Origin of the sequence: Massilia brevitalea (assembly GCF_030711405.1) — a bacterium.
In the GTDB taxonomy this organism is placed as follows: Bacteria; Pseudomonadota; Gammaproteobacteria; order Burkholderiales; family Burkholderiaceae_D; genus Telluria; species Telluria brevitalea.
Map to the genome: position 1 here is coordinate 1 of NZ_JAULSI010000055.1, position 25848 is coordinate 25848.

General features: G+C 64.3%; 22 protein-coding genes and 2 pseudogenes. 11 read left to right on the forward strand and 13 right to left on the reverse strand.

Going from position 1 to position 25848, the window contains the following annotated elements:
* Nucleotides 1–166 precede the first annotated feature (166 nt).
* Complete coding sequence (locus tag QWL29_RS23715; protein WP_305825317.1) at nt 167–700, forward strand: Cif family virulence factor; 534 nt, start codon at nt 167–169, stop codon at nt 698–700.
* Between the two features lie 68 nt (nt 701–768).
* On the opposite strand, the gene QWL29_RS23720 is transcribed toward QWL29_RS23715, so the two are convergent.
* From QWL29_RS23720 to QWL29_RS23735, 4 genes are all read right to left on the reverse strand, one after another.
* Entirely contained in the window at nt 769–1890 is a 1122-nt protein-coding gene (locus QWL29_RS23720) for an acyl-CoA dehydrogenase family protein (RefSeq protein ID WP_305825318.1), read from the reverse strand.
* Nucleotides 1891–1904: 14 nt separating this feature from the next.
* The gene (locus tag QWL29_RS23725; RefSeq protein ID WP_305825319.1) at nt 1905–3089 is read right to left on the reverse strand and encodes an acyl-CoA dehydrogenase family protein; all 1185 of its coding nucleotides are present in this window, start codon (nt 3087–3089) and stop codon (nt 1905–1907) included.
* A 10-nt stretch (nt 3090–3099) separates the two neighbouring features.
* Nucleotides 3100–3864, reverse strand: coding sequence for an SDR family NAD(P)-dependent oxidoreductase (locus tag QWL29_RS23730; protein ID WP_305825320.1), 765 nt, complete (start codon nt 3862–3864; stop codon nt 3100–3102).
* 249 nt (nt 3865–4113) lie between these two features.
* Nucleotides 4114–5349, reverse strand: a complete 1236-nt coding sequence (locus QWL29_RS23735) for a TetR/AcrR family transcriptional regulator (protein WP_305825321.1) — start codon at nt 5347–5349, stop codon at nt 4114–4116.
* A 187-nt stretch (nt 5350–5536) separates the two neighbouring features.
* On the opposite strand from QWL29_RS23735, the gene QWL29_RS23740 reads away from it, so the two are divergent.
* Nucleotides 5537–6391, forward strand: a complete 855-nt coding sequence (locus tag QWL29_RS23740) for an SDR family NAD(P)-dependent oxidoreductase (protein ID WP_305825322.1) — start codon at nt 5537–5539, stop codon at nt 6389–6391.
* 3 nt (nt 6392–6394) lie between these two features.
* Nucleotides 6395–7732: an MFS transporter gene (locus QWL29_RS23745; RefSeq protein WP_305825323.1), complete on the forward strand. Its 1338-nt coding sequence runs from the start codon at nt 6395–6397 to the stop codon at nt 7730–7732.
* 2 nt (nt 7733–7734) lie between these two features.
* Here the strand turns inward: QWL29_RS23745 and QWL29_RS23750 are convergent, their stop codons facing one another.
* The 7 genes from QWL29_RS23750 to QWL29_RS23780 all read right to left on the reverse strand — a co-directional run bounded on the left by QWL29_RS23750 (nt 7735) and on the right by QWL29_RS23780 (nt 16043).
* A complete protein-coding gene (locus QWL29_RS23750) occupies nt 7735–8106 on the reverse strand; it encodes a CzcE family metal-binding protein (protein ID WP_305825324.1) in 372 nt (123 codons plus the stop codon).
* A gap of 133 nt (nt 8107–8239) precedes the next feature.
* A complete protein-coding gene (locus tag QWL29_RS23755; protein WP_305825325.1) occupies nt 8240–9448 on the reverse strand; it encodes a CaiB/BaiF CoA transferase family protein in 1209 nt (402 codons plus the stop codon).
* 54 nt (nt 9449–9502) lie between these two features.
* On the reverse strand, nt 9503–10309 hold the full coding sequence (locus tag QWL29_RS23760) for an oxepin-CoA hydrolase, alternative type (RefSeq protein ID WP_305825326.1): 807 nt from the start codon (nt 10307–10309) through the stop codon (nt 9503–9505).
* Nucleotides 10306–11451: an acyl-CoA dehydrogenase family protein gene (locus tag QWL29_RS23765; RefSeq protein WP_305825327.1), complete on the reverse strand. Its 1146-nt coding sequence runs from the start codon at nt 11449–11451 to the stop codon at nt 10306–10308. The genes QWL29_RS23760 and QWL29_RS23765 overlap by 4 nt, the downstream gene beginning before the upstream one ends.
* A gap of 13 nt (nt 11452–11464) precedes the next feature.
* Nucleotides 11465–12673, reverse strand: a complete 1209-nt coding sequence (locus QWL29_RS23770; RefSeq protein ID WP_305825328.1) for an acyl-CoA dehydrogenase family protein — start codon at nt 12671–12673, stop codon at nt 11465–11467.
* 21 nt (nt 12674–12694) lie between these two features.
* Nucleotides 12695–13876, reverse strand: coding sequence for an acetyl-CoA C-acyltransferase (locus tag QWL29_RS23775; protein WP_305825329.1), 1182 nt, complete (start codon nt 13874–13876; stop codon nt 12695–12697).
* A 37-nt stretch (nt 13877–13913) separates the two neighbouring features.
* Nucleotides 13914–16043 carry a 3-hydroxyacyl-CoA dehydrogenase NAD-binding domain-containing protein gene (locus QWL29_RS23780; protein ID WP_305825330.1) on the reverse strand — a complete coding sequence of 710 codons (2130 nt, stop codon included), beginning with the start codon at nt 16041–16043 and terminating at the stop codon, nt 13914–13916.
* 291 nt (nt 16044–16334) lie between these two features.
* Here QWL29_RS23780 and QWL29_RS23785 point away from each other — a divergent pair, with 291 nt between their 5' ends.
* From QWL29_RS23785 to QWL29_RS23820, 8 genes are all read left to right on the forward strand, one after another.
* Nucleotides 16335–17141, forward strand: coding sequence for an IclR family transcriptional regulator (locus QWL29_RS23785; RefSeq protein WP_305825331.1), 807 nt, complete (start codon nt 16335–16337; stop codon nt 17139–17141).
* A gap of 110 nt (nt 17142–17251) precedes the next feature.
* On the forward strand, nt 17252–18412 hold the full coding sequence (locus QWL29_RS23790) for an ABC transporter substrate-binding protein (RefSeq protein ID WP_290422838.1): 1161 nt from the start codon (nt 17252–17254) through the stop codon (nt 18410–18412).
* A gap of 106 nt (nt 18413–18518) precedes the next feature.
* Nucleotides 18519–19391, forward strand: a complete 873-nt coding sequence (locus QWL29_RS23795) for a branched-chain amino acid ABC transporter permease (RefSeq protein WP_305825332.1) — start codon at nt 18519–18521, stop codon at nt 19389–19391.
* On the forward strand, nt 19388–20341 hold the full coding sequence (locus QWL29_RS23800) for a branched-chain amino acid ABC transporter permease (RefSeq protein ID WP_290422840.1): 954 nt from the start codon (nt 19388–19390) through the stop codon (nt 20339–20341). The genes QWL29_RS23795 and QWL29_RS23800 overlap by 4 nt, the downstream gene beginning before the upstream one ends.
* Nucleotides 20328–21032: an ABC transporter ATP-binding protein gene (locus QWL29_RS23805; RefSeq protein ID WP_290422841.1), complete on the forward strand. Its 705-nt coding sequence runs from the start codon at nt 20328–20330 to the stop codon at nt 21030–21032. Before QWL29_RS23800 ends, QWL29_RS23805 begins: the two co-directional genes overlap by 14 nt.
* A 1-nt stretch (nt 21033) precedes the next feature.
* Entirely contained in the window at nt 21034–21735 is a 702-nt protein-coding gene (locus QWL29_RS23810) for an ABC transporter ATP-binding protein (protein WP_305825333.1), read from the forward strand.
* Nucleotides 21736–21785: 50 nt separating this feature from the next.
* Complete coding sequence (locus QWL29_RS23815) at nt 21786–23414, forward strand: electron transfer flavoprotein-ubiquinone oxidoreductase (protein ID WP_370663734.1); 1629 nt, start codon at nt 21786–21788, stop codon at nt 23412–23414.
* A gap of 24 nt (nt 23415–23438) precedes the next feature.
* Nucleotides 23439–24614, forward strand: coding sequence for an acyl-CoA dehydrogenase (locus QWL29_RS23820; RefSeq protein WP_305825335.1), 1176 nt, complete (start codon nt 23439–23441; stop codon nt 24612–24614).
* Between the two features lie 118 nt (nt 24615–24732).
* Here QWL29_RS23820 and QWL29_RS23825 read toward each other — a convergent pair.
* Together QWL29_RS23825 and QWL29_RS23830 are read right to left on the reverse strand one after the other, a co-directional pair.
* A pseudogene (locus QWL29_RS23825) lies at nt 24733–25419 on the reverse strand (IS5 family transposase); the annotation flags it as partial.
* 55 nt (nt 25420–25474) lie between these two features.
* Nucleotides 25475–25792: pseudogene (locus QWL29_RS23830) on the reverse strand (transposase); the annotation flags it as partial.
* Nucleotides 25793–25848 lie beyond the last annotated feature (56 nt).

Consider the following 25848-nt stretch of genomic DNA (forward strand, 5'->3'; position numbering starts at 1 on the left):
GCACTCTACAGGAAAGAGTGTTGCACTTGGTTTTAGAGACTGCCACGTATGCATAAACAGTCGCCTGTTGCAAACCTCGAAAATCGAGCGTATCTTCAGATATTAAACTTGCAAAACCACCGTTCCAGGCATTCAGCGGGAAGAATCTACAACTTCAGGGTAAATAATGAAGAGACTCTCGGCAGCAATCCTTATGCTTGGCGGATTAAACGTCTTGCCCCATTATGCGTTCGCCCAGCCTGCAGACAGCAAGGCGCAAATCGAGCAAGTCGTTGAAACCTTCCGCACCGCTATCATTAACAAGGACGAGGAAACATTCCTGAAACTGTTCCTGAAAGAGGATACTACCTGGGCTGGTGTCACCACAGATGCAAGCATCGAAAGGCTGTACGCAAACCGGCCCAAACCCGAAATGAAGCGGCCTTTCAAGTTCTTTACCAGTAGCCCGCCTAAATTCATCAGCTCGATTGCCAAGAACAAAGGCAAACTCGCCGAGACCATCTCGAACGTCAGCATCGACAGCGATGGCGAAGTCGGGCAAGTATGGTTCGACTACACCTTCGTCGATGGCAGTTACAAGGAAAACTGGGGAAAGGAAAGCTGGCAAATGGTGCGCACCAATGATGGCTGGAAGATTGCGGCGGTGGTATGGTCGCAGGAACTCAATCCGACACCGCCGCCTGCTAACGTGACGCCATGAATCCATGATGGGCAGAGCGCCTCGCTCCCGAATATGGCGGCGACAAATCTGTCACCGCCGTCACCGAATTAATAAGCGCTCAGCCTCGCCCAGCGGTCCGCATGAAAGCGCGCATCGCCCAGCAATTCCTCGACTACGCGCGCACGCTTCATGAAGAAGCCGATCTCGAACTCGTCGGTCATGCCGATCCCGCCGTGCATCTGCACGCCTTCCTGCACCGCCGTGGTGGCGGTCGTGCCGGCACGTGCCTTGGCCGCCGACACCAGCGCCGCCGCATTCGGCGCACCCGCGTCGAGCGCCTGTTGCGCGCCCAGCACCAGCGCACGCGTGATCTCGATGTCGGTGTAGAGCGTCGACGCCCGGTGCTGCAGCGCCTGGAATTCGCCGATGATCTGGCCGAACTGGCGACGCTCCTTCAGGTAGCCCACGGTGCGCTCGAAGGCTTCCTCGGCAATGCCCAGCAGTTCGGCGGCCAGCGCGGCGCGGCCGATGTCAAACACGCCCTCCAGCAGCGCCGCGCCCTGCCCCGGCTCGCCGATCATCGCCTCGGCATCCACCCGCACGCCGTCGAACACGATGCGCGCCGCGTTGTGCGCATCGACCAGGATGCTGCGCTCGCGCCGCACACCGGCAGCCGCGCCATCGACCAGGAACAGCGTCACGCCCTCCCCGGTACTGGCGGACACGATCAGCCGGTCGGCCACGTGCCCATCGACCACGAACACCTTTTCGCCACGCAGCACGTAGCCGCCGCCATCCTGATCGGCGCGCAAGGCCACCTTCTCTGGACGGTGCTTGGCCGTTTCGTCCACCGCCAGCGCCACCAGCAGCTCGCCGCCGGCAATCGCGGCCAGGCAGCGCTCCTTCTGCGCGGCGCTGCCATGCCGCGCCAGCAGCGACGCACCCAGCACCGCCGTCGAGAAGAACGGCACGGCCGTCAGGTTGCGTCCGATGGCTTCCATGATCGCGCCGGCTTCCACCGCGCCCAATCCCAGCCCGCCGAATTCTTCCGGCACCAGCACGCCGGTAAAGCCCATCTCGGCAAAGCTCGCCCACGTCTCGCGCGCAAAACCTTCGTCGCTGCGCTTGTCGCGTAATGCGCGCAACTGGGAAACCGGCGCGCGTTCTTTCATGAACTGCAGCGCACTCTCGCGCAGCATGTCCTGTTCCTGGTTCAGTACCAATGCCATGTTGTGCTCCGTTGTTATGCGCCCGGCAGGCCGAGGATGCGTTTCGAGATGACGTTCAGCTGCACCTCGCTGGTGCCGCCCTCGATGGAATTGGCCTTGGCGCGCAGCCACTCGCGCGCGACTTCGCCACCCTGGCTGCGTTCGCCCTCCCACTCCAGCGCCGTGCTGCCGCCGGCCGCCATCAAGAGTTCGTAGCGCCGCTTGTTCAGCTCCGCGCCGTAGAACTTCAGCACCGACGAAAAGGCCGGATGCACCTTGCCCTGGCGCGCCAGGTCGCCGCTGCGCTCCAGCAGCAGGCGGAAGGCGACTTCGTCGATCTCGAAGCGGGCGATGTCGGTGCGCAGCACGGGTTCGTCGAGCTTGCCGCCCTCGTCCAGGCCGATCGATTGCGCTGCGAACTGGCCGAGTTTTGGCGGCGCAGCGGCTTCGCCCATGGCGCCGATCATGTCGCGCTCGTGGGTCAGCAGGTACTTGGCAATCGTCCAGCCGCCATTCAGTTCGCCGACCAGGTTGCGCTTCTCTACGCGCACGTCGTCGAAGAAGGTTTCGCAGAACGGCGACTTGCCCGAGATGAGCGTGATCGGCCGCGTCGACACGCCCTTTGTGGCCATGTCGAACAGGACGAAGCTGATGCCGGTGTGCTTGCTCGCAGTCGGGTCGGTGCGCACCAGGCAAAAGATCCAGTCGGCCTTGTCGGCGTACGAGGTCCAGACCTTCTGGCCATTCACCACGAAATGATCGCCGCGGTCTTCGGCACGCGTTTGCAGCGAGGCCAGGTCGGAGCCGGCGTTCGGTTCCGAGTAGCCCTGGCACCAGCGGATCTCGCCGCGCGCGATGGGCGGCAGGTGTTCGCGCTTCTGTTCCTCGCTGCCGTACTTCAGCAGCGCCGGTCCCAGCATCCAGATGCCGAAGCTTTGCAGCGGCACGCGGCAGCCGAGCGAGGCCATCTCCTGGCGCAGCACCTTGGCCTGCTCGCGTGTCAGGCCGCCGCCGCCGTATTCGACCGGCCATTCCGGCACGGTCCAGCCCTTTTCCGCCATGCGGTCGAGCCAGGTGCGTTGGGCCTCGGACTTGAAGGCCATGTTGCGGCCGCCCCAGGTGATCTCGTCGTCGTCGGCCATCGGCACACGCATCTCGGGTGGGCAGTAGGCTTCGAGCCAGGCTCGCACTTCCTGGCGGAAGGCTAAGAGTTCATCCATACCGGTCTCCTTAAATGGTCACGCCGCCGTCGACCACGATGTTCTGGCCGGTGACGAAACTGCCTGCGCGCGAGGCCAGGTAGATGGCGGTGCCGGCGATTTCGTCGGGGTCGCCGATGCGGCGCAGCGGTGCGCGCTCGTTGACTTCCTTCAGGCGCGCCGGGTCTTCCCATAGGGCGCGGGCGAAGTCGGTCTTGATCAGGCCGGGAGCGATGCAGTTCACGCGCACGTTGTGCGGGCCGAATTCGACGGCCAGGTTGCGCGCCAGTTGCATGTCGGCGGCTTTCGACACGTTGTAGGCGCCGATGACGGGCGAGCCGCGCAGGCCGCCGATCGACGAGACGATGATGATGGCGCCGTCCTTGCGTTCGACCATCTGCGGCGCGACCATGTTGATCAGCCAGTGGTTGGCGAGGACGTTGTTCTCGAGGATCTTGCGGAACTGGTCGTCGGCGATGCCGGCCATCGGGCCATAGTAGGGGTTCGAAGCGGCGTTGCAGACCAGGATGTCGATCTGGCCGAAAGCCTTGTTGGTCTCGTCGACCAGGCGCTGCAGGTCTTCCTTCGACGAGATGTTGGTGGGGATGGCGATGGCGCGGCCTTCGCCGTAGGCCGCGGTGATCCCGGACACGACTTCAGCGCAGGCGGCTTCCTTGCGCGACGAAACGACTACCTTGGCTCCCTGCTCCGCCATCCGCACCGCAATCGCACGGCCGATGCCGCGCGAGGAACCAGTGATGATGGCGACTTTACCGCTCAGGTCGAACAATGACATGGGGTCTCCTCCATTGTGTTTAGCACGGCGATGCGTGCTCGTGTAGGGTGGGCGCCCTGTGCCCACGCGTGACGTTCGCATCGTGTTGGCTCGTGGGAGAGGCCAACACTGTGCACGGTTCACGCGTGGGCACGGGGCGCCCACCCTACGTTATCGCGCTCTGCCAGGCTGCGCAATACCCATCTTGCGAAAAAATCTAGACGGCTCCCTCGGACGCAAGGATTACTCGATACCGAATCCACTAAAAAATCAGGCCTCGACCAGCAGTCCCTCGAACAGGGGCCGCACGAACAGCTCCAGCGCATTCTCGCCATTCACGTCCTGCACCCAGCGGTCCAGCAGCACCGCTGCATTCACCATTCCGCTCACCAGCGCCCCGGCAATCGCCTGGTCGAGCGGCCGGATCGACCCGTCCTGCATGCCGTCCACCAGCAAACTCACGAAGCGTTGGTCCAGCTGCGCGGTGGCGGTGAGCTTGGCTTCGCGGATGTCGTCGGGCAGTTCGCTCCAGGCCGAGGTGCGCAGCAAGGGGCCGTGCTCCGAAAAGTGATAACGCACCAGCGCGCGCGACACGGCGCACAGCTTGTCCCAGCCCGAGCCGCCGCTGGCCATGGCCACGCGCTGCATCTCGCGGATCACGGTGAACTTGCGCTCGAAGCAGGCGGCGATAAGTTCTTCCTTGTTCGGGTTGTGGTGGTAGAAGGCGCCCTTGGTCACGTTCAGGCGCGCCGAAATGCGCTCGACCGAGGCGCCGCGGTAACCCTGCTCGTTGATCAAGGCGGTGGCCGCGCGCAGGAAGGCATCCTGGGCGCTGTCGCCGGCGGTCGGCGGCGCGGTCAGGGCCGTGTCAAGCGCGCCGAACCGCCATACCGATTTTCCGGAACGGATACCCCCGATGAGGATGTCGCCCATGCGCTCGGCCGCGATGTCGTAATCCTCGGGGTCGTAGCGGCCGCTCCACGACATGGTCCACAGCGTGAGCGTCAGCAGCAGGTGGGTGCGTGCGTTCAGCGACAGGCGGCGCGCCGGCTTGATGGGGCCGAGCAGCAGCAGGCGCCGGCAACTGCGGAACATCTCGATGTAGGCCGCGAACACGACTTCGCTGTGCGGGCTGCCCAGCACGTGGACGTCGCGGAAGGTCATCATTTCGCTGGCGCCGCCGGTGGCGGTTTCGGCCAACCGCGCCAGGAACAGGCGCACGAAGCTGCGCACCCGCCCTTCCGGCGCCGGCTCTTGCGCCGCCTGGGCGATGATGCCGCTCACCGTTTCGATCGAGCGCAGCAGGCAGGCGACGACCAGGTCTTCCTTCTTCTTGTAGTAGTAGGTGATGCTGTTGGTGCTCAGGCCGACGGCTGCCGCCACATCCGACAGCGTGGCGCCCTTCATGCCGCGTGCATTGAACAGCCGCGCCGCCTCGTGCAGGATGGCCTCGCGCTTTTGCACGTAGCGCTGCGTCATGCGGCTGGCGTTGACGGGTTCTTCCATGGCGGCACCGGGACAGTTGAGCAGCACGCATTATAGCGTGGCGAAAAACACAATTGCCCGCCCCCGGCGCAACATCGAGTATCCAGACCCATTTTTCTAAAATCCAGACCGCGACCTGCAACACGCCTCGCTTGCCGTGCTATGATTTTCTCAATCACATACCATAACCCCTAAAAGGCACTCACCCATGATCAGCTTCGCAGGAAAGACCGCGATTGTCACCGGCGCCGGCGGCGGCCTTGGCCGTTGCTATGCACTCGAACTCGCCCGCCGCGGCGCACGCGTCGTCGTCAACGACCTGGGCGGCGCAGCCGATGGACGCGGCACGGGCTCCGCCGCCGACGCCGTGGTCGAGGAGATCCGCGCCATGGGCGGCGAAGCCATCGCCAACCGCGCCAGCGTCACCGACCGCGAGGCGGTGGCCGCCATGGTCCGGCAGGCGCTGGACGCGTTCGGCCGCATCGACATCCTGGTGAATAACGCCGGCATCCTGCGCGACAAGAGCTTCCTCAAGATGGAACTCGACGATGCCCAGGCCGTCCTGGACGTGCACCTGATGGGCGCCTTCAACTGCACCAAGGCGGTGTGGGCGATCATGGCCGAGCAGGGTTTTGGCCGCATCGTGATGACGACCTCGCCGTCCGGCCTGTACGGCAACTTCGGCCAGGCCAACTATGGCGCCGCCAAGATGGGACTGGTGGGCCTGATGAATACGCTGAAGATCGAAGGCGCCAAGCGCGACATCCGCATCAACGCCATCTCGCCGGTGGCGGCCACGCGCATGACCGAAGGCCTGCTGCCGCAGGAGCAGTTCGACAAGCTCGGCCCCGAGCACATCGTGCCGGGCGTGGTCTACCTGGCCAGCGACGACGCACCAAGCGGCGTGATCCTGCAGGCCGCCGGCGGCAACTTCAGCGTGGCCACCATCGTCGAAAGCCCGTGGGTCGAACTCGGCCCGGGGGCCAGCGCCGACGACGTGGCCGCGCAATGGGAACGCATCAGCGACCTCTCCAGCGCCCAGCCGCGACATCAAAGCAAGTAATATATGCGTACGCACGCGGCGCCTGCGCTCGATACACCAGCCGGCGCCGACCAGCAAGCAGCCGATCAGGCGGCCTACGACCGGCAAGTTGCCCGCGACCTGCCGCGCAACTACGCCGCCAACCTGGTCCACGGCTTCCTCGGCGTCACCGGCTTCCGGCTGGTGACGGCGCCGACCTTCGTCCCCGCCTACATCTACCTGCTCTCGCAGTCGAACCTGACGGTGGGCCTGGCCCTGGCCGGCCAGTCGCTGGGCATGGCGCTGTCGTCGATCTGGAGCGCCACGCTGATCGAACACCGGCGCCGCGTGATGCCGGTGGTGTTCGGCGTCGGCTGGCTGATGCGTGCGCAGGTACTGGGCCTGGCGCTGTCGGGCTTCCTGCTCGACGGCGATGCGGCGCTGGTGGCCGTGTGCGTGTTCCTGGCGCTATTCGGCTTCTTCTGGGGCATGCAGGCGGTCAGCTTCAACTTCGTGATGGCCAAGGTGATCCCGGCCAACCGGCGCGGCCAGCTGGCGGGCATGCGCAATTTTCTTGGCGGCCTGTCGGCCTCGGTAGTGGCTTATTTCGGCGGCAAGCACCTGGTCGAAGCGAACGCCTTCGGCAATGGCTACGCCTCGACCTTCATGGTCGCCTTCATCCTCACCAGCGTCGGCATCTCGGCGCTGAGCTTCCTGCGCGAGCCGGAATCGCTGGCGGTGCGCGCGGCGTCGAGCCTGATGCAGCGCTTGCGCGACATCCCCGCCATCCTGCGCCGCGACCGCCAGTTCACGCGCTTCTTCATCGCCCGTGCCCTGGCCGCACTCGGCATGACGGCGGCGCCCTTCTACGCCATCCACGCCGGCAAGTTCGTCGACCTGTCCGGCGCCACGCTCGGCTATCTGTCGCTGTCGTTCCTGCTGGCGCAGACCGTCAGCAACCTGGGCTGGGGCCGGATCGCCGACAAGCGCGGCTACCGGCTGGTGTTCCTGCTCAGCGTCGGCCTGTGGCTGGTATCGACCCTGGCGCTGATGGTGTCGACCAGCCTGCCGCTGTTCATCCTGGCGTTCTGCGGCCTGGGCGCGGGCCTGGGCGGCTACCAGATCGCCTCGCAGAACTTCGTGCTGGAGTTCGGCTCACAGCATGAGCTGCCGATGCTGATTGCCGTATCGGACACGGCGTCTCACTCCATGATGGCGCTCGGGCCGCTGCTGGGCGGCATACTTGCCCATCGCTTCGGCTTCACGCTGGTGTTCTGGATTGCGATTGCCGTGAAAGCCGTCTCGCTCGTCGCCATGCTGCGCATGCGCGAACCCCGTGCCGCGGCGGGCGACGCCGCGGGCATGTCGTCGGACCCTGGCTGATTTCAACGCACGAGATGCCAGGGCTTGGCTAGCCGGCTGAGCGCATAAAGCTCGCTTCCTTCGTTGTACAGCGGACTAGGCATGAGGTAGACCAGTACCTCGTGGCCCAGCATCCCGCCCGGCGCCACCTGGTTCAACGCAAACACCGAAACGGTGGGACTGGCATTGAAGTCCCATGCGAACGCTCGGCCGCTGGACTCGAAGCGCACCACATCGCCGCCGATGACGTTGATGTCGTGGGTCTCGGGCGTAATGGTGACGGTGTGGGTAGCGGCGTCGACCGGCACGGATGTGCCGACCAGATCCTGGCGCGGCGTGATCGGCGCGCAGGCACTCACAAGCGCGGCGAGGGCCGCGGCTGCCAGATAGTTCATTGTGCACTCCTCCCTGCCGGCGCACGAAAACGTTCACCGGCAAAGGCGTTGGAGCGCGAAATTCAATAAGGGTTCCATACCGTCCAGCGGATCGTGGGACGCCCGCTGGACAGCGATTCAACAGCCCGGCAACTCAGCGCGAGACGCCGCGCTCCTTGAGGCTGGCGATCTTCTCTTCAGACATGCCCAGCAAGTCCGCCAGCACGTCGTTCGTGCCCTCGCCCAGGCGCGGCGGCGCGCTGCGGATCGGCAGGCGTTCGCCATTGAAGCGGTAGGGCGAAGCCAGCACCGCCACCTCGCCTACTTCCTCGTGCGACATGTACTGCACCAGGCCACCGTCAGTCGCGCGCTGCGAAGTCAGCGCCTCGTGCAGGCCCGCCACCTCGCCGCAGGGAATGCCGACCCGGCTCATTGCATCGAGCAGGTCGCGGCGCCCGCGCTTGGCCAGTTCGCTGCGGATCATCGACATCAGCTCGTCGCGGTGCTGGGTGCGCGTGAGGTTGGTCTTGAAACGCTCGTCGCTGGCAATGTCGGCGCGGTCGATCACATCCGTGCAGAAGCGCAGGAACTGGCTGTTGTTCCCCACCGCGATCACCAGCGGGCCATCGGCCGCTTCGTACACACCGTAGGGCATGATCGATGGATGGCCGTTGCCGAAGCGTGGCGGGTCGTTGCCGCGCAAGAGCGCTTCCAGGCCGTAGTAGGCGGTGATCATCAGGCCGCAGTCGAACAGGGCCATGCCCACGTGGCGTCCTTGTCCACTTTTCTCGCGCTCGTACAGCGCGGCCAGCACGCCCTGGGCCGCATACATCCCGGTCATCATGTCGACCGCTGCCACACCGAATTTAAGCGGCGGCTGGGTCGGTTCACCGTTCAGCGCCATCAGGCCTGACTCGCCCTGGATCACCAGGTCATAGCCGGGACGCGTGGCTTCCGGTCCGGTGCGGTCGTAGCCGGTGATCGAGCAGTAGACCAGGCCCGGCTGTTCTTTACTCAGTTCATCGTAGCCCAGGCCCATGCGTTCGACGTCGCCGAACTTGAAGTTCTGAATCACGATATCGCTCTTGCGTACCAGCTCGCGCGCGATTTCCTGGCCTTCCGGCGTCTTCAAGTCGAGGCAGACGGAACGCTTGTTGCGGTTCACGCTGTTGAAGTAGGCGGTCTCGGTGGAGCCGACGCGCATGCCCCAGTCGCGCGTGTCGTCGCCGCGCTCGGGATGCTCGACCTTGATCACTTCGGCGCCCAGGTCGCCAAGCACCATCGCGCACCAGGGGCCGGCCAGCACGCGCGACAGGTCCAGCACGCGCACGCCTGCCAGTGGCAGATTGGATTTGGTAGTCAACTTCGTCTCCTGTTTCTGTGCATGGCGGCGCCCTGGATGCTGGCGCCGGTCACGCTATTCTTGATGCTGCTTCAGGCGCAGCGCCACGTAATCCGGCGCGCGCTTGCCGAAGAAGGCGGCAATGCCTTCCTGCGCTTCGTCGTCGCCCTGTGACTCGACCATCAGCTGCGCTTCCAGGTCCAGCTGTTCGTGCAGGCTGTTCGAACCCGCCTGGGCACACAGCGTCTTGATGCGTGCGTTGGCATTCGCTGGGCCATCGGCCACGCGCGCCGCCAGCGCAATCGCTTCCGCCAGCGCTGCGCCACGTTCGGTCAGCCGGTTCACGGCGCCCAATGCATGCAGCCGCTCGGCCGTCAGCCGCTCGCCCAGCAGGCACAATTCGGTCATCAACTGGCGCGACAGGAACTGCGCTAGGTGCGCCGTCGCACCGCCATCCGGGCTCAGGCCGACCTTCACATAGGCCATCGCAAAGAAGGCATCGCGCGCCGACACCAGCATGTCGCACGCCAGCGCCAGCGACAGGCCGGCGCCGGCGGCACCGCCCTCCACCGCCGCAATCACCGGTTTCGGGCAATTGCGGATGGCGCGGATGGTTTCGTGCAGGCGCTCGATCTTCACGCGCCGCTCGGCGGGCGCCAGTTCGCGCCGCGTCGCCAGGGCACGCAGGTCGCCGCCGGCGCAGAAGAACTCGCCGTCGCCGACCAGCACGACCGCGCCGATGGCGGGGTCGGCTGCGGCGTCCAGCAAGGCCGCCTGCAGCGCATCGTACAGCTCCGGACGGATCGCATTCCTCGCCGCCGGATTGCTGTTGACGAGGACGCGCACGGCGCCCTCGGTCCGCACGATCAGTGCGTCGCTCATGCCGTAGCCAATTCCCGACCCAGGGCGATGTAGCGCTCCAGGTGATGGTCTTCATCGCCCAGCTGGTGGTCGATCATGACCAGGCGCTTGGCGAAGTGGGCCATCGGCAGTTCCCAGGTCATGCCGATACCGCCGTGCAGCTGGATGCATTCTTCCGCTACCAGGGTGCCGATGCGGCCGATGCTCATCTTCGCAGCCGACAGCGCACGCTCGCGGGTGATGCGGTCCGCGTCCAGGGCGGCGGCGGCGTTGATGACGGTGGAACGGGCCTGCTCGATTTCCAGCAGCAGGTCGGCCATGCGGTGCTGCAGGGCCTGGAAGGAACCGATCGGCACGCCGAACTGCTTGCGGGTGCGCAGGTAGTCGAGGGTCGCTTCCTTGGCCGCCTCCATCGCGCCAACCGCTTCCGCGCACAGCGCCAGGATGCCGCGGCCGACCGCGCGCTCCAGCGCCGCATAGCCAGCGCCTTCTGCGCCCAGCAGGGCTGCTTCGCTCAGTTGCACGTTGGCGAAAGTGACGTCGCCAACACGTCCGCCATCCATGGTCGGCGTGCCGCGCACCGAGACGCCCGACGCATCCTTCGGCACCAGGAACAGCGAGATGCCCTGCTCCGCATCCACGTCGCCCGAGGTACGGGCAGACACGACGAAGACGTTCGCCCCCTCGGCCGCCTGCACCACGGCCTTCACGCCGTCCAGCACCCAGGCCTCGCCTTCGCGGCGGGCCGTGGTCTGCACGCGCGCCAGTTCGTAGTGGGTGTTCGGCTCGTCGTGGGCAAAGGCCGCGATGACGTCGCCCGAAGCGATCTCGCCCAGCGCCGCCTTTTGCTCGTCGTTGCCGGCAAAGGAAATCGCTTCGGCCGCCAGCACGGCGCTGCCCAGCACGGGTTCCAGCACCAGGCCACGGCCCAGCGCCTCGAAGACCACGGCGATGTCGAAGCCGCCGCCGCCGAAGCCGCCGTCTTCCTCGCGCAGCAGCGCGCCCAATACGCCCAGTTCCGCGAACTGCTGCCAGAACTCGGTCGAGAAACCCTGCTCGGACGCGGCGGTGCGGTTGCGCGCCTCGATGCCGTACTGTTCTGCGATAAATCGATTAAGGCTATCGGCGAGCATGCGCCGTTCTTCAGTGTGTTCGAAGTTCATGTCTGTCTCCCTCTTACAGGCCGAGGATCATCTTGGAGATGATGTTTTTCTGGATCTCGTTGGAGCCGCCGAAGATCGACAGCTTGCGATTGTTGAAGTACTGCGCCGTGGCTGCTGCCGCGAAGTCAGGGCCGAATGGCTTGGCCGCGAAATCGGCATCGAGCATGTCCTGGGTGAACGGACGCGCATACACGCCCATCGCGCGGCGCGTCAGCGACAGGATCTCCTGGCGGATCTCGGTGCCGCGGATCTTCAGCATCGAGCTCTCCGCACCCGGCACGCCGCCGCCGGCCACCGCCGCGATCACGCGCATGTTCGTGGTCTTCATGTTTTCCAGGTCGATCTCCACGCGCGCCAGGCGGCTTGCGAAGGTCGGGTCTTCAAGCAGCGGCTTGCCGTTGCGGGTCTGCTCGGCCGCGATGCGCTTCAGGCGCGCCAGGGCGGCCACCGAGAAGCCGACGCCGGCGATGTTGGTGCGCTCGTAGGTCAGCAGGTACTTGGCGCAGGTCCAGCCGCGGTTTTCTTCGCCCACCAGGTTCTCGGCCGGTACGCGCACGTCGGTGAAGAAGACTTCGTTCACTTCATGTTCGCCGTCGAGCGTGATGATCGGACGCACGTCGACGCCAGGCGAATTCATATCGACCAGCAGGAAGCTGATGCCTTCCTGTTTCTTGGCTTCGCGATTCGTGCGCACCAGGCAGAAGATCATGTTGGCGTGCTGGCCGAGCGTGGTCCAGGTCTTCTGGCCGTTCACGATGTAGTGGTCGCCCTCGGCATCGGTGCCACGCACGGCAGTGGTCTTCACCGCTGCCAGGTCGGAGCCGGCGCCGGGTTCCGAATAACCCTGGCACCACCAGTCGGCGCCGCTCAGGATACGCGGCAGCCAGTACTGTTTCTGCGCTTCGTTGCCGTACTTGATGAGCACCGGGCCCAGCATGTTGACGCCGAAGGGCACGATGCGCGGCGAGTTCGCCAGCGCGCATTCGTTCTCGAAGATGAACTTCTCGATAGCCGTCCAGCCCGGGCCGCCGTACTGCTCCGGCCAGTGATTCGCCAGCCAGCCCCGTTCGTTGAGGATGGCATGCCACTCTTCCATGTCGGCCTTGCTCAGGTGCTTGCCATTGGCGACTTTATCCGACAGACGCTTCGGCAGCTTCTCGGCCAGGAAGGCGCGTACTTCGGCGCGGAATGCTTCTTCTTGGGGGGTAAAATTCAGGTCCATGCTGATCCTCAGTAAACTCGCTCAGAAAATCTCGAACAGGCCAGCCGCGCCCATGCCGCCGGCGATGCACATCGTGACCACGGCGTACTTCACGCCACGGCGCTTGCCTTCCAACAGGACGTGGCCGGCCAGGCGCGCGCCGGTCATGCCGAACGGGTGGCCGATCGAGATGGCGCCGCCGTTCACGTTCAGGCGCTCGTCCGGGATGCCGAGACGTTGCTGGCAGTAGATGGCTTGCGATGCGAATGCTTCGTTCAGTTCCCACAGGCCGATGTCGTCGACCGTCAAGCCGAAGCGGCTGAGGAGTTTCGGCACCGCGAACACCGGGCCGATGCCCATTTCGTCGGGCTCGCAGCCGGCCACGGCCAGGCCGCGGAAGGCGCCGAGTGGCTGCAGGCCGAGGCGCTCGGCCTCTTTCGCTTCCATCATCACGCAGGCCGAGGCGCCATCCGACAACTGCGAGGCATTACCGGCGGTGACGAATTTGCCCTCGCCCATGACCGGCGCCAGCTTGGCCAGGCCTTCGTAGGTGGTGCCGCGGCGGTTGCAGGTATCCTGGTCGACGGTGACTTCGCGCTGCGAGACCGTGCCGGTTTCCTTGTCGGTGACCGACATCGTCGTGGTGCAGGCGACGATCTCGTCCTTGTAACGGCCGGCCAGCTGGGCTTCCTCGGTCTTGCGCTGCGATTCAAACGAGAAGCGGTCCTGCGCTTCGCGGCTGATGCCGTAGCGCGCGGCGACGATGTCGGCAGTGTCGATCATCGGCAGATACAGTTCCGGCTTGTTCTCGAGGATCCACGGGTCCATGCCCGAGTCGCCCTTTTCGCGGGTGCGGATCTGCGAGATGCTTTCCACGCCGCCGGCAATCACGGCTGGTGCGCCGTCGACCACGATGCGGCCGGCGCCGATGGCAATCGCCTGCAGGCCCGAGGCGCAGAAGCGGTTCACGGTGGTGCCGGCGATGCTGATCGGCAGGCCGGCGCGGATCACGGTCTGGCGCGCGACGTTGCGGCCGGTGGTGCCCTCCGGGTAGCCGCAGCCGAGGATCGCGTCCTCGATCAGGGCCGGGTCGATGCCGGCGCGGTCGACGGCGGCGCGCACGGCAAAGGCGGCCAGCTGCGGGCCGGAGGTGATGTTGAATTCGCCGCGGTGCGCCTTGGTCAGCGGGGTGCGGGCGGTTGAAACGATGACTGCTTCGCGCATGGCGAGTCTCCTGGGTTGTTCTATTTACTTGATCTGCTTATTTAATCTGATTCAGGCTGGCGAAATCGGCGCCCTTCTCGACCAGCTCCACCAGCAGCGGCGACGGCTGCCAGAAGATCGGGTCTTCCTTCGCGAATTCACGGATGTCGGCGAGGATCTTCGGCAGGCCGACGCTGTCGGCATACTTCATCGGGCCGCCGCGGTAGCGCGGGAAGCCGTAGCCGTGGACGAAGGTCACGTCCACATCCAGCGGACGCAGGGCGATCCCCTGGTGCACGACGTTCGCGCCTTCATTGATCATCGCGGCCAGGTAGCGGCGCACGATTTCTTCATCGGTGAAGCTGCGCGGGGTGACGCCGGCGCGTTCGCGTTCGGCATCGATGATGGCGTCGACTTCCGGGTCCGGCGTGCCGATGCGGGCGCCTTCCGGATACAGGTAGTAGCCGCGGCCGGTCTTCTGGCCGAACCAGCCGCGCTCGGCGATGCGGTCGGCGATCTGCACGTAGCGCGCTTCCGGGTTGCGGGTAGCGGCGCGGCGCTTGCGCGTGGCCCAGCCGATGTCGCCGCCGGCCAGGTCGGACACCTGGAAGGGGCCCATCGGGTAGCCGAAGTCGCGCAGGGCCTTGTCGATCTGCCAGGGCGAGGCGCCGTCTTCCATCATGTACTGCGCGGCCTGGCCGTACACGGCGAGGACACGGTTGCCGATGAAGCCGTCGCAGACGCCGGCACGCACCGGGGTCTTCTTCAGCTTTTTCGCCAGCTCGAACGCGGTGGCGACGACGTCGTTCGCCACCTTGGCCGGCACCACGATCTCGAGCAGCTTCATGATGTTTGCCGGCGAGAAGAAGTGCAGGCCGATCACGTCCTGAGGACGCGAGACGCTGTCGGCGATCTCGTTGATGTCGAGGTAAGAGGTGTTCGTGGCCAGCACGGCGCCCTGTTTGCATACACGGTCGAGTTCAGCGAAGACGGCCTTTTTCACGCCCATTTCTTCGAATACGGCTTCGATGACCAGGTCGACGTTGGCCAGCGCATCGTAGGCGGTGCTGCCGGACCAGCGCGCCATGACGGCGGTCTTGCCTTCCTCGGTCATGCGGCCCTTCTTGACCATGCCGTCGTAGACTTTTTCAACGTTCTTGCGGCCGCGCGCCAGGGCCTCGTCGTCGCGTTCGATCATGGTCACCGGCAGGCCGGCGTCCAGTGCGGCAACGGCGATGCCGGCGCCCATGGTGCCGCCGCCGACGATGCCGACGCTGGCGATTGCGCGCGGTTTTGCGTCGCGGGTTTCAGGCGACTTCGCCGTTTCGCGCTCGGCGAAGAAGGCGTGCACCAGGCCGGCGCGCTGCGGGCTGTCCAGGCATTCGATGAAGAGCTTGCGCTCCAGCGCCAGGCCGTCGTCGAACGGCAGGTCGATGGCGCCTTGCACGGCGTCGACAATCTTCAATGGCGAGAACAGGCCGCGCGATTTTTTTGCGGTGTCAGTACGTGCCGCTTCGACCACGGCGCTTTGCGCTGCGCGGTCAGCCAGGGCCTCGGCGTCGCGGGTGCGGCGTACCGGGGCGCCGGCATCCAGCAGTTCCTGGGCATAGGTAAGGCCGACAGCAACAGGATCATCGCCTTCGACGATGCGGTCGACCAGGCCGAGCCTCTCTGCTTCTTTCGCGCTGGCGTGGCGGCCGGTGAGCATCAGGTCAAGCGCAGCTTGCGCGCCGATCAGGCGCGGAGTACGCTGGGTCCCGCCGGCGCCCGGCAGCAGGCCGAGGGCGACTTCCGGCAGGCCGAATTTGGCGGTCGGCAGGGCCACGCGGTAGTGCGCGGACAGGGCCACTTCCAGGCCGCCACCGAGGGCGACGCCGTTGATGGCGGCGATCACCGGCTTGGTCGAGGCTTCGATGCGGTTGCAGACATCGGGCAGGGCCGGCGCCATCGGCGGCTTGCCGAATTCGCGGATGTCGGCGCCGCCGATGAAGTTGCGGCCCGCGCCGACGATCAGCACGGCCTTCACCGCAGGATCGGCGTCGGCAGCTTCGATGGCCTCCAGCAGGCCGCGGCGAACATCCACGCCGAGGGCGTTGACGGGCGGGTTGTCGATGCTGACCAGAAGGATGTCGCCATGCTGCTCGCGGGTGACCTGAGCTGCGACCTGAGCGTTTGCGCCGGAATTCATGTGTCCTGTCTCCTATTTTGTAGTTGGTTCGCTGTGCGAAATTGTGTTTTGCATCTTGCAGCGAATTCAACGATAACCCATTTTCGACGCGGATGTAAACGTCCGTGCACCGGCGATTTCGCGATCAAAAAATCATTTTCCGGCCGATTTACCCACCTGTCATAGGAACGTCAATATTCCACGTTTCGCACTGCGAACGACCATTTCACAAAACTGTTGACACCCCGGTTTTTGATATGTGATCATCATTTCCAGACTCAGCCAAAGATGCTGGGCAACGGAGACAATGAGATGGAAGAAATCCAGTCATACACTGAGGAAGAGAATGCCAAGGACCGTCAATTCGTGACCGCCCTGGCGCGCGGGCTAGAGATCCTGCGCTGCTTCCGTCCTGGCGAGGCTTACCTCAGCAATAGCGAGATGGCCAAGCGCACGGCCATGCCCAAGCCCACCATCTCTCGCCTCACCTACACGCTGACCAAGCTCGGCTACCTGAATTACTCGCCCGAACAGGGCCGCTACCAGCTCGGCGCACCCGTGCTGGCGCTCGGCTACACCCTGCTGGCCAATCTCGACGTGCGCAAACTCGCCCGCCCCGGCATGCAGGAACTGGCCGAATACGCCCAGTGCTCGGTGGCGATCGGCATCCGCGACCGGCTGCACATGGTGTACGTGGAGGCTTGCCGCGGCAGCGCCGCCGTGACCCTGCGCCGAGACGCCGGTTCGCGCATCCCGCTGGCGACCACCGCGATGGGCAAGGCCTATCTGTGCGGCCTGCCCCAGGCCGACCGCGACTTCCTGATGGACCACATCCGCCTGCACGCGGAAAACAACTGGCCGAAGATCAAGGCCGATATCGAACAAGGCTTCAAGGACTTCCAGGACCGCGGCTTCGTGCTGTCCTCGGGCTACTGGGACGCCAACATCAGCGCCGTCGGCGTGCCGCTGGTCGACCCCGACACGGCGAAATCGATGGCTTTCAACTGCGGCGGCCCGGCCTTCCTGCTGCCGCGGGAGAAGCTGATCGAGGACCTCGGCCCGCGCCTGGTGCAACTGGTACGGAATGTAGAAATGAGCATGGGCCGCAACATCGGCTGATGACGCGGTTTAGCTAAAAAGCGCAATGACCGGTACGCCGGCTGTTGCAGATAACCCCGGTCCTGGCAACGGGATCCGATTCACGGCAACAATCTGAATAGGTGGAGACAATGAGCAAGGCAAAAACAATCGCCCTCGCAGTATTCGCGGCACTGAGCGCAGGCTCGGCCAGCGCCGAAGAATTCCTGGTCGGCGTACAGATTCCGCTGACCGGCCCACTGGCCCGCGTCGGCATGGGCACGCAGGAAGGCATCCGCGTCGCCGCGGAAGTCTTCAACAAGACCAACGGCAAGCACACCATCAAGCTGGTCACCGTTGACGACGAATCGGCGCCGGCCAAGGCAGTGGCAGCTGTCGAGAAGCTGGCCAGCCAGGGCGTGGTTGCCGTGACCGGCGGCTACGGCTCGAACAACATCTCGCCTGCGTCGGACGCGGCGAACAAGCTGGGCCTGGCCTACATCACCTCGGGCGGCGTCGACGACGGCCTGGTGAAAGCCGGCCGCAAGAACTTCTTCCGCATTAATAACACCGAGGGCTACCAGAAAGCCCTGGTCGGTTTGATCTCGGACCTGGGCGTGAAGTCGGTCTCGATCATCTACTCGACCAAGGATGCGACCCACGGCCTGGCCGCCGACGTCGAGAAGACCCTGGGCGCGAAAGGCATCAAGGTCGGCATGCACGCTTTTGATCCAGCCATCACCGACTTCAAGCCGATCCTGAACAAGGTCAAGCTGCGCGACAAATCGGAATTCATCGCCATGGTCGGCTATGAAAACGAATACGTCGGCATCCTGCGCGCCGCGCGTGTGCTCAAGCCAAACGTCAAGGCGATCGCCGGCGTGTGGTCGCTGGCCACCCCGAAAATGGCGGCCGACTTCCCGGACCTGATGCCGAACGTGTACGGCACCGCCGTCCTGCCCTTCCCTGTCACCTTCACCTCGCCGGACGGCAAGGCATTCGGCGACGCATATAAAAAGCTGCTGAACAAGGAGCCTGACTACCTGGGCCAGTTCGGCTACGTGCAATCGATGCTGCTGTTCGAAGCGATCGCACGCGCCGCCGACGCCGGCACCATCAAGAAGGGCGGCGTAATCGAAGAAATGCGCAAGACCGACAAGCAGACCCTGATCGGCCGCGTGCAGTTCGACGCCAACGGCGACAACAAGAACTTCACCCAGCGCATGGGCCAGCACCAGGGCAAGAAGGTCGAACTGGTGTGGCCGAAGGAGTCGGCAACCGCCAAGCCTGTGTTCCCTGGCGTGCCTTGGTAATACGCTTCTCGCAGGCGCCTCTTATATATAGAGCGCGCCTGCAGCCTGTGGTTTGAAGTACGCGGGCAGGACTCCCTGCCCGAATGAATTCGATGGGAATGCAGAAATGACGGACTTGATCTTACAAGCCGTGTATTCCGGGCTGTTACAGGGCGGGTCGTACGCCCTGATCGCACTTGGCCTGGCGCTGGTCTTCGGCGCCATGAAAGTGATCAACCTGGCACACGGCGAACTGGTACTGCTGGCGGCGTACATCGCCTACACGGTCGAATCGAAACTTGGCTGGAATCCGATCATGGCGATTCCGGCAGCGGTGATCATCGTGACGATCACCTCGGCACTACTCTATATGGTGGTCGGCAAGATCAAGACCAACCGCGAAATCAATTCGCTCACCCTGACCTATGGCGTCGGCGTGATCCTGACCAACCTGGTGCTGATGATCTGGAGCGCCGACGTGCGCGCCACCAGCTCGAGCTGGATGCAGGAAGCCTTCGTGGTCGGCGAGCTGTACTCGATGCGTTCCGAAGTGCTGTTCTTCGGCGTCAGTATTGTCCTGATCATTGCCCTCTGGTGGTGGCTGTCGCGCTCATGGTATGGCCGCGCCGTGCGCGCCGTCTCGAGCAACCGCGACGCAGCAAAACTCATGGGCATCAACCCGGGCAAGACCGAACTGGTCTCGTTCATCGTGGCCGGCATCCTGGCCGCCTTTGCCGGCGTCGCCCTGTTCTCGTACGGCGTCATCACCCCTGCCTACGGCGGCGTGCTGACCGTGAAAGCCTTCATCATCACCGTGCTGGCCGGTATCGGCTCGATCCCGGGTGTGCTGATCGGCGCAGTCCTGCTGGGCATTGCCGAGTCGCTGACCGTCACGCTCGCCAGCTCGGCGCTGCAAGAGTTGGCCGGCATGGGTCTGTTCCTGCTGGTGTTGTTCGTCATGCCGAACGGTCTGTTTGGTGCTGCCCGGAGGCGCGGATGAAAATTAACAAGTTACTCATTGCCGTCCTGCTGGCGGTGTATATCCTGGTCCCGGTACTGCTGGGCGGCGACGCCTATGTGATGTCGCTGGTGATCGCTTCGCTCGTCATCGGCGGTATCGCCCTGTCCTGGGCCCTGCTCGGTAACCTGGGCGGCATGGTGAGCTTCGGCCACGCAGCCTTCTTCGGCGTGGGCGCCTATACCTCGGCGGTGCTGAGCATGCAGCATGGCCTGCCGATCTTCCTCGGCCTGCTGATGGGCGGTGTCGGCGCCGTGATCTCGGCGGTGCTGATGCTGCCGGTGCTGCGCCTGCGCGGCCCCTATTTTGCGCTCGCCATCCTGGCCTATGCCCACATCTTCCGCATCTTCGCAACGGAGTGGGAATCGGTAACCGGCGGCTCGGCTGGCATCGCCAGCATTCCGCAGCTGCCAACCGTGTTCGGGATTGACTTCTCGACCAAGATCGGCAACTACCTGGTCATTCTCACCATCGTGCTGGTGTTCGCCTGGATCTACGACCGCATCCGCCGCAGCCCGCACGGCCTGGCCTTGCGCGCCATGCACGACAGCGAAGACGCGACCCGCGTGGTGGGCGTGAACAACACCCTGCTGAAAGCGCTGATGCTGCTGGTGTCGGCCTTCATGTGCGGCGTGGTGGGCGCCTTCAACGCTCACTACATCAACTTCCTCGAGCCGGATTACGCCTTCAGCGCGCTGTGGGTGACGATCCCGATCGTGGCGGCCATCTTCGGCGGCTACCGCACCATCACCGGCCCGTTGATCGGCGCCGTGGTGGTCTACCTGGTCGACCAGCTGTTCGTGAAGAACATCATGCCGACCGGCCACCAGCTGGTGCTCGGCCTGGTCCTGGTGGTGATGATCATCGCCAGCCCGGATGGCCTGCTTGGCCTGTTCCGCAAGTTCATGAGGAAAAAAGATGCTGCAGCTTGAAAACGTCACCGTCCGCTTCGGCGGCCTCACGGCGGTCAATGACGTGACCCTGTCGGTGGGCACCGGCGACGTCGTCGGCCTGGTCGGCGCCAACGGCGCCGGCAAGACCACCCTGTTCAACGCGATCTCGGGCCTGGTGCGCCCGACCACCGGCCGCATCGTCTTCAACGGCACCGACGTGCTCAAGGCGCCGATGTACCAGCGTGCCCGCATGGGCATCGGCCGCACCTTCCAGATTCCGCAGCCGATGCACGAGCTGACGGTGCGCCAGAACCTGGAAGTGTCGCAGCGCTTCGGCACCGGCAAGATCGACCAGAAACGCATCGACGAGATCCTGGCCTTTACCAACCTGAGCGCCAAGGCGGAACGCGACGCCTCCACCGGCCTGGCGCTGACGGAACTGAAGGCGCTGGAAGTGGCCAAGGCGCTGTCGACCAATCCGAAGCTGCTGCTGCTGGACGAAGTGCTGGCCGGCCTGGAAACCAACGGCAAGCGCGCCTTCATGAACATGCTGAAGGACCTGCACCGCGAGTTCTCGGTGGGGATCGTCATCATCGAGCACGACATCGAGACCATCAGCAACCTGTGCGAACGCGTGGCGGTGCTGAACTTCGGCGGGCTGATCGCACAAGGCACGCCGGCCCAGGTGTTCAGCGATCCGGCTGTGATCAAGAGTTATACGGGAGGCTGAGATGCTGGAAGTTCAAAACGTACGCGCCGGCTACGGCGCCATCAACGTGCTGTGGGACCTGTCGCTCAGCATCGCCCCGGGCAAGCTGACCACCATCATCGGCCAGAACGGCGCCGGCAAGACCACCCTGCTGCGCGCCATCATGGGCCTGATCCCGGTGTCGCAGGGTTCGATCACCCTGGACGGCAAGCCGCTGAACGGCACCCCGACCTGGGACATGAACCTGGTCTCGATGGCCATGATCCCGGAAGGCCGCATGGTCTTCCGCGACATGACGGTCGAGGAAAACCTGATGATGGGGGCGTTCGCGCCCCAGCACCGGGCGGGCGCCAATGCCAACCTGGAGAAATCGTTTGCCATGTTCCCGCGCCTGCGCGAGCGGCGCAAGCAGCTGGCCGGGTCCTTGTCCGGCGGCGAAGCGCAGATGCTGGCGATGGCGCGCGGCCTGATGAGCGATCCGAAGGTCCTGATCATCGACGAACCCTCGCTCGGCCTGGCGCCGGTGATGGTCAATGAACTGTTCGAGATCCTGGGACGCCTGAAGCAGGATGGCCGCACCATCATCCTGGTGGAGCAGAACACCCACCGCGCGGTGGGCGTGGCCGACCACGTGTACCTGATGCAGAGCGGTAAAGTGGTGCTGTCGCAGGCCGCGTCCGAGGTCAGTTTGGACCACCTGCACGATTTGTATTTCGCGCGTTGATCGGAGTTTTTAGTATGGATTTGATCGAACAATACGGTCCGCGCGAGTCGATGGAATATGACGTGGTCGTCGTCGGCGGCGGGCCTGCGGGCCTGTCGGCGGCGATCCGCCTGAAGCAGCTCGCAAGCGAGAAAGGCCAGGAAGTCTCGGTCTGCGTGCTGGAAAAAGGCGGCGAGATCGGCGCCCACATCCTGTCGGGCGCCGTGATGGACCCGATCGCGCTGAACGAACTCTTCCCGAACTGGAAAGAGCTGGGCGCGCCGCTGAACACGCCGGTGACTGAGGACCAGGTGCTGTTCCTGACCGAGACCAAGTCGTATCGCACGCCTGGTTTCATGGTGCCGAAGATGCTGACCAATCACGGCAACTACGTGATTTCGCTGGCCAACGTCACGCGCTGGCTGGGCCAGCAGGCCGAAGCGCTGGGCGTCGAGATCTTCCCCGGCTTCCCTGCCGCCGAGATCCTCTACAACGAGGATGGTTCGGTGAAGGGTGTCGCTACCGGGAACATGGGCGTCAAGCGCGACGGCGAGCCGGGGCCGGACTTCCAGCTCGGGATGGAGCTGCATGCGAAGTACACCTTCTTCGCCGAAGGCTCGCGCGGCCACCTGGGCAAGCAGCTGATGGCCAAGTATGAGCTGAACAAGGACGCCGATCCGCAGACCTACGGCATCGGCATCAAGGAACTGTGGGAGATCGACCCGGCGAAACACAAGCCGGGCCTGGTGATCCACACGGCCGGCTGGCCGCTCGACAGCGACACCTATGGCGGCTCCTTCCTGTATCACCTGGAGAACAACCAGGTGGCGGTGGGCTTCGTGGTGGGGCTGGCTTACCAGAACCCTTACCTGTCGCCGTACGAGGAATTCCAGCGCTACAAAACGCATCCGGCGATCCGCCACTTCTTCGAGGGCGGCAAGCGCATCTCATATGGCGCGCGTGCGATCACGGCGGGCGGGCTGCAGTCGCTGCCGAAAACCGTGTTCCCGGGCGGCTGCCTGATCGGCTGCGATGCCGGCTTCCTGAACACCAGCCGCATCAAGGGCAGCCATGGCGCGATCAAGACCGGCATGCTGGCGGCGGAATCGGCATTCGCGGCACTGGGCTCGGGCCGCCAGCACGATGAATTGAGCAGCTACCCGGCCGCGTTCAAGCAATCGTGGCTGCACGAAGAGCTGTACGTGGCACGCAACTTCAAGCCGTGGATGAGCAAGAGCCTGTACCTGGGCACCGTCATGACCGGCATCGACCAGATGATCTTCAAGGGCAAGGCACCCTGGACCCTGCGCCACAAGCACGCGGACCACGAGTGCTTGCGCCCGGCTTCGGAGTTCACGCCGATCGTGTACCCGAAGCCGGACGGGAAGCTCACCTTCGACAAGCTGTCGTCGGTGTTCATCTCGAACACGAACCACGCCGAAGACCAGCCGGTGCACCTGACGCTGAAAAACCCGGCCGTGCCGGTGCAGATCAACCTGGCCAAGTACGCCGGGCCGGAGGGGCGCTACTGCCCTGCCGGCGTGTACGAATACGTGAAGAGCGACGCGGGCGAGGACCGCCTGCAGATCAATGCCCAGAACTGCGTGCACTGCAAGACCTGCGACATCAAGGACCCGACCCAGAACATCGTCTGGGTGACGCCGGAAGGCGGCGGCGGCCCGAACTACCCGAACATGTAAACCATTTTTGAAAAAGAGACCATCATGACCAAAACGGCTTTCCACTGGGACGACCCCCTGCTGCTCGACCAGCAACTGACCGACGACGAGCGCATGGTGCGCGACGCGGCCGCAGCCTACTGCCAGGACAAGCTGCAGCCGCGCATCCTCGAGGCCTTCCGCCACGAGACCATGGACACCTCGATCTTCCGCGAGATGGGCGAACTCGGTCTCCTCGGCCCGACCATCCCGGAACAGTACGGCGGCCCTGGCCTGAACTACGTCGCCTACGGCCTGATCGCGCGCGAAGTCGAGCGCGTGGATTCGGGTTACCGCTCGATGATGAGCGTGCAGTCCTCGCTCGTCATGGTGCCGATCTATGAGTTCGGTAATGAGGCGACCAAGCAGAAGTATCTGCCGAAGCTGGCGACCGGCGAATGGATTGGCTGCTTCGGTTTGACCGAGCCGAATCACGGTTCGGACCCTGGCTCGATGGTGACCCGTGCGCGTAAAGTGGACGGCGGCTATGCGCTCACCGGCTCGAAGATGTGGATCACGAATTCGCCGGTGGCCGATGTGTTCGTGGTCTGGGCCAAGGACGACGAAGGCGCGATCCGCGGCTTCGTGTTGGAAAAAGGCATGGAAGGTTTGTCGGCACCTGCTATCCACGGCAAGTTCGGCCTGCGTTCGTCGGTGACCGGCGAGATCGTGATGGACAACGTGTTCTGCCCGGAAGAAAACGCCTTCCCGGACGTGCGTGGTTTGAAAGGTCCGTTCACCTGCCTGAACTCGGCGCGCTATGGCATCGCCTGGGGTGCACTTGGTGCGGCGGAAGCCTGCTGGCATACCGCGCGCCAGTACACCATGGACCGCAATCAGTTCGGTAAACCCCTGGCGGCGAACCAGCTGGTGCAGAAGAAGCTGGCCGACATGCAGACCGAGATCACGCTCGGCCTGCAAGGCTGCCTGCGCCTGGGCCGTATGAAAGACGAAGGCACGGCCGCGGTCGAGATCACCTCGATCATGAAGCGCAATTCCTGCGGCAAGTCGCTGGACATTGCCCGTACTGCGCGCGACATGCTGGGCGGGAATGGTATTTCGGACGAGTTCGGGATTATCCGCCACATGGTGAATCTGGAAGTGGTGAATACCTACGAAGGTACGCACGATATCCACGCGCTGATTCTCGGCCGTGCGCAGACGGGTATCGCTGCTTTCTAAAACTGCGCCCTCAAAAAAACGCCGGCCGCGATGTGCTTCGCTGCCGGCGTTTTTTATGTTGAGGGGCTTTGTTGAATAAATCGGGCGCGGGCCGAGCTGACGCATTTTCTAGTCAGTCTTACAATACTGGGACCGTGATCGGAGTGCCTAGCCGAGTGAAGCGATTTAGGACAGCTGCTCGCACCTGTAACTCGGCCACTTGACGGTCAAAGTCGCGTGCCATCACGCGCTCACTCAGCAGCTTGAAGCACCGCATCTTGGTCTCGACAAGACTTCGTCGATTGTAGCCGCTCCATTTCTTCCAGATCGCCCGGCCCAGCTTGCGCGTCGCGTACAGGATGTCGTTACGGGCATCGGCACCGCAGCGATTTGCTTTCCAGGGCTTAGCGTTCTTGCGGGTCGGGATGACGGCGTGAGCAGTGCGCAAGGCGATGGCCTCGTGGCAGTCTTTGGTGTCGTAGGCGCCATCGCCACTGACGCTGGCAATCTTCTCGTCGGCGGGAATTTGTTCAAGCAGGGCTGGCAGGACGGGTGTGTTGCCAATGCTGTTGTCGGTCACTTCCATCGCCCGAATTTCGAGCGTGGATGCGTCGATCCCAAGATGCACCTTGCGCCACTGGCGCCGATACTCGGCGCCATGCTTCTTCGTCTTCCATTCGCCTTCGCCCAGCATCTTGGTGCCCGTACTATCCACCAGCAGGTGCAAACCCGTCGTGGTCGGCACGGCGCCAATGGCTACCTGCAGCGTCTTTTGCCGCCGACTGACCGTGCTGTAGTCTGGAACCGGCCAATCGAGCCCGGCCAAGNGTGCCCGTACTATCCACCAGCAGGTGCAAACCCGTCGTGGTCGGCACGGCGCCAATGGCTACCTGCAGCGTCTTTTGCCGCCGACTGACCGTGCTGTAGTCTGGAACCGGCCAATCGAGCCCGGCCAAGCGCAGCAGGCTTTGCGTCATCCCCATGGCCTGACGTAGCGGCAGGTTGAACAGGCACTTCATGCTCAGGCAGAATTGGATCGCCTGATCGCTGAACGCCTGGTTCCGACCGCGCTTGCCGTTCGGCCGGCCGTGCCAGCGCATGTCCGGATCAAGCCAGATGAGCAGCGAGCCGCGAGCCTTGAGCGCTTCGTTGTACGGTTTCCAATTGGTGGTACGGTACTTCTGAGGAGCTGGTTTCATGCGGTCAGGCTACCAGACCTTGCCGTACCACGCTGACGGGGCCGCATTTGTGCAAC

Bases quoted from the DNA above. Each gene is read 5' to 3' on its own strand.
- QWL29_RS23715 (WP_305825317.1), top strand. From the start codon at position 167: ATGAAGAGACTCTCGGCAGCAATCCTTATGCTTGGCGGATTAAACGTC.
- QWL29_RS23720 (WP_305825318.1), bottom strand. From the start codon at position 1,890: ATGGCATTGGTACTGAACCAGGAACAGGACATGCTGCGCGAGAGTGCG.
- QWL29_RS23725 (WP_305825319.1), bottom strand. From the start codon at position 3,089: ATGGATGAACTCTTAGCCTTCCGCCAGGAAGTGCGAGCCTGGCTCGAA.
- QWL29_RS23730 (WP_305825320.1), bottom strand. From the start codon at position 3,864: ATGTCATTGTTCGACCTGAGCGGTAAAGTCGCCATCATCACTGGTTCC.
- QWL29_RS23735 (WP_305825321.1), bottom strand. From the start codon at position 5,349: ATGGAAGAACCCGTCAACGCCAGCCGCATGACGCAGCGCTACGTGCAA.
- QWL29_RS23740 (WP_305825322.1), top strand. From the start codon at position 5,537: ATGATCAGCTTCGCAGGAAAGACCGCGATTGTCACCGGCGCCGGCGGC.
- QWL29_RS23745 (WP_305825323.1), top strand. From the start codon at position 6,395: ATGCGTACGCACGCGGCGCCTGCGCTCGATACACCAGCCGGCGCCGAC.
- QWL29_RS23750 (WP_305825324.1), bottom strand. From the start codon at position 8,106: ATGAACTATCTGGCAGCCGCGGCCCTCGCCGCGCTTGTGAGTGCCTGC.
- QWL29_RS23760 (WP_305825326.1), bottom strand. From the start codon at position 10,309: ATGAGCGACGCACTGATCGTGCGGACCGAGGGCGCCGTGCGCGTCCTC.
- QWL29_RS23765 (WP_305825327.1), bottom strand. From the start codon at position 11,451: ATGAACTTCGAACACACTGAAGAACGGCGCATGCTCGCCGATAGCCTT.
- QWL29_RS23770 (WP_305825328.1), bottom strand. From the start codon at position 12,673: ATGGACCTGAATTTTACCCCCCAAGAAGAAGCATTCCGCGCCGAAGTA.
- QWL29_RS23775 (WP_305825329.1), bottom strand. From the start codon at position 13,876: ATGCGCGAAGCAGTCATCGTTTCAACCGCCCGCACCCCGCTGACCAAG.
- QWL29_RS23780 (WP_305825330.1), bottom strand. From the start codon at position 16,043: ATGAATTCCGGCGCAAACGCTCAGGTCGCAGCTCAGGTCACCCGCGAG.
- QWL29_RS23785 (WP_305825331.1), top strand. From the start codon at position 16,335: ATGGAAGAAATCCAGTCATACACTGAGGAAGAGAATGCCAAGGACCGT.
- QWL29_RS23790 (WP_290422838.1), top strand. From the start codon at position 17,252: ATGAGCAAGGCAAAAACAATCGCCCTCGCAGTATTCGCGGCACTGAGC.
- QWL29_RS23795 (WP_305825332.1), top strand. From the start codon at position 18,519: ATGACGGACTTGATCTTACAAGCCGTGTATTCCGGGCTGTTACAGGGC.
- QWL29_RS23800 (WP_290422840.1), top strand. From the start codon at position 19,388: ATGAAAATTAACAAGTTACTCATTGCCGTCCTGCTGGCGGTGTATATC.
- QWL29_RS23805 (WP_290422841.1), top strand. From the start codon at position 20,328: ATGCTGCAGCTTGAAAACGTCACCGTCCGCTTCGGCGGCCTCACGGCG.
- QWL29_RS23810 (WP_305825333.1), top strand. From the start codon at position 21,034: ATGCTGGAAGTTCAAAACGTACGCGCCGGCTACGGCGCCATCAACGTG.
- QWL29_RS23815 (WP_370663734.1), top strand. From the start codon at position 21,786: ATGGAATATGACGTGGTCGTCGTCGGCGGCGGGCCTGCGGGCCTGTCG.
- QWL29_RS23820 (WP_305825335.1), top strand. From the start codon at position 23,439: ATGACCAAAACGGCTTTCCACTGGGACGACCCCCTGCTGCTCGACCAG.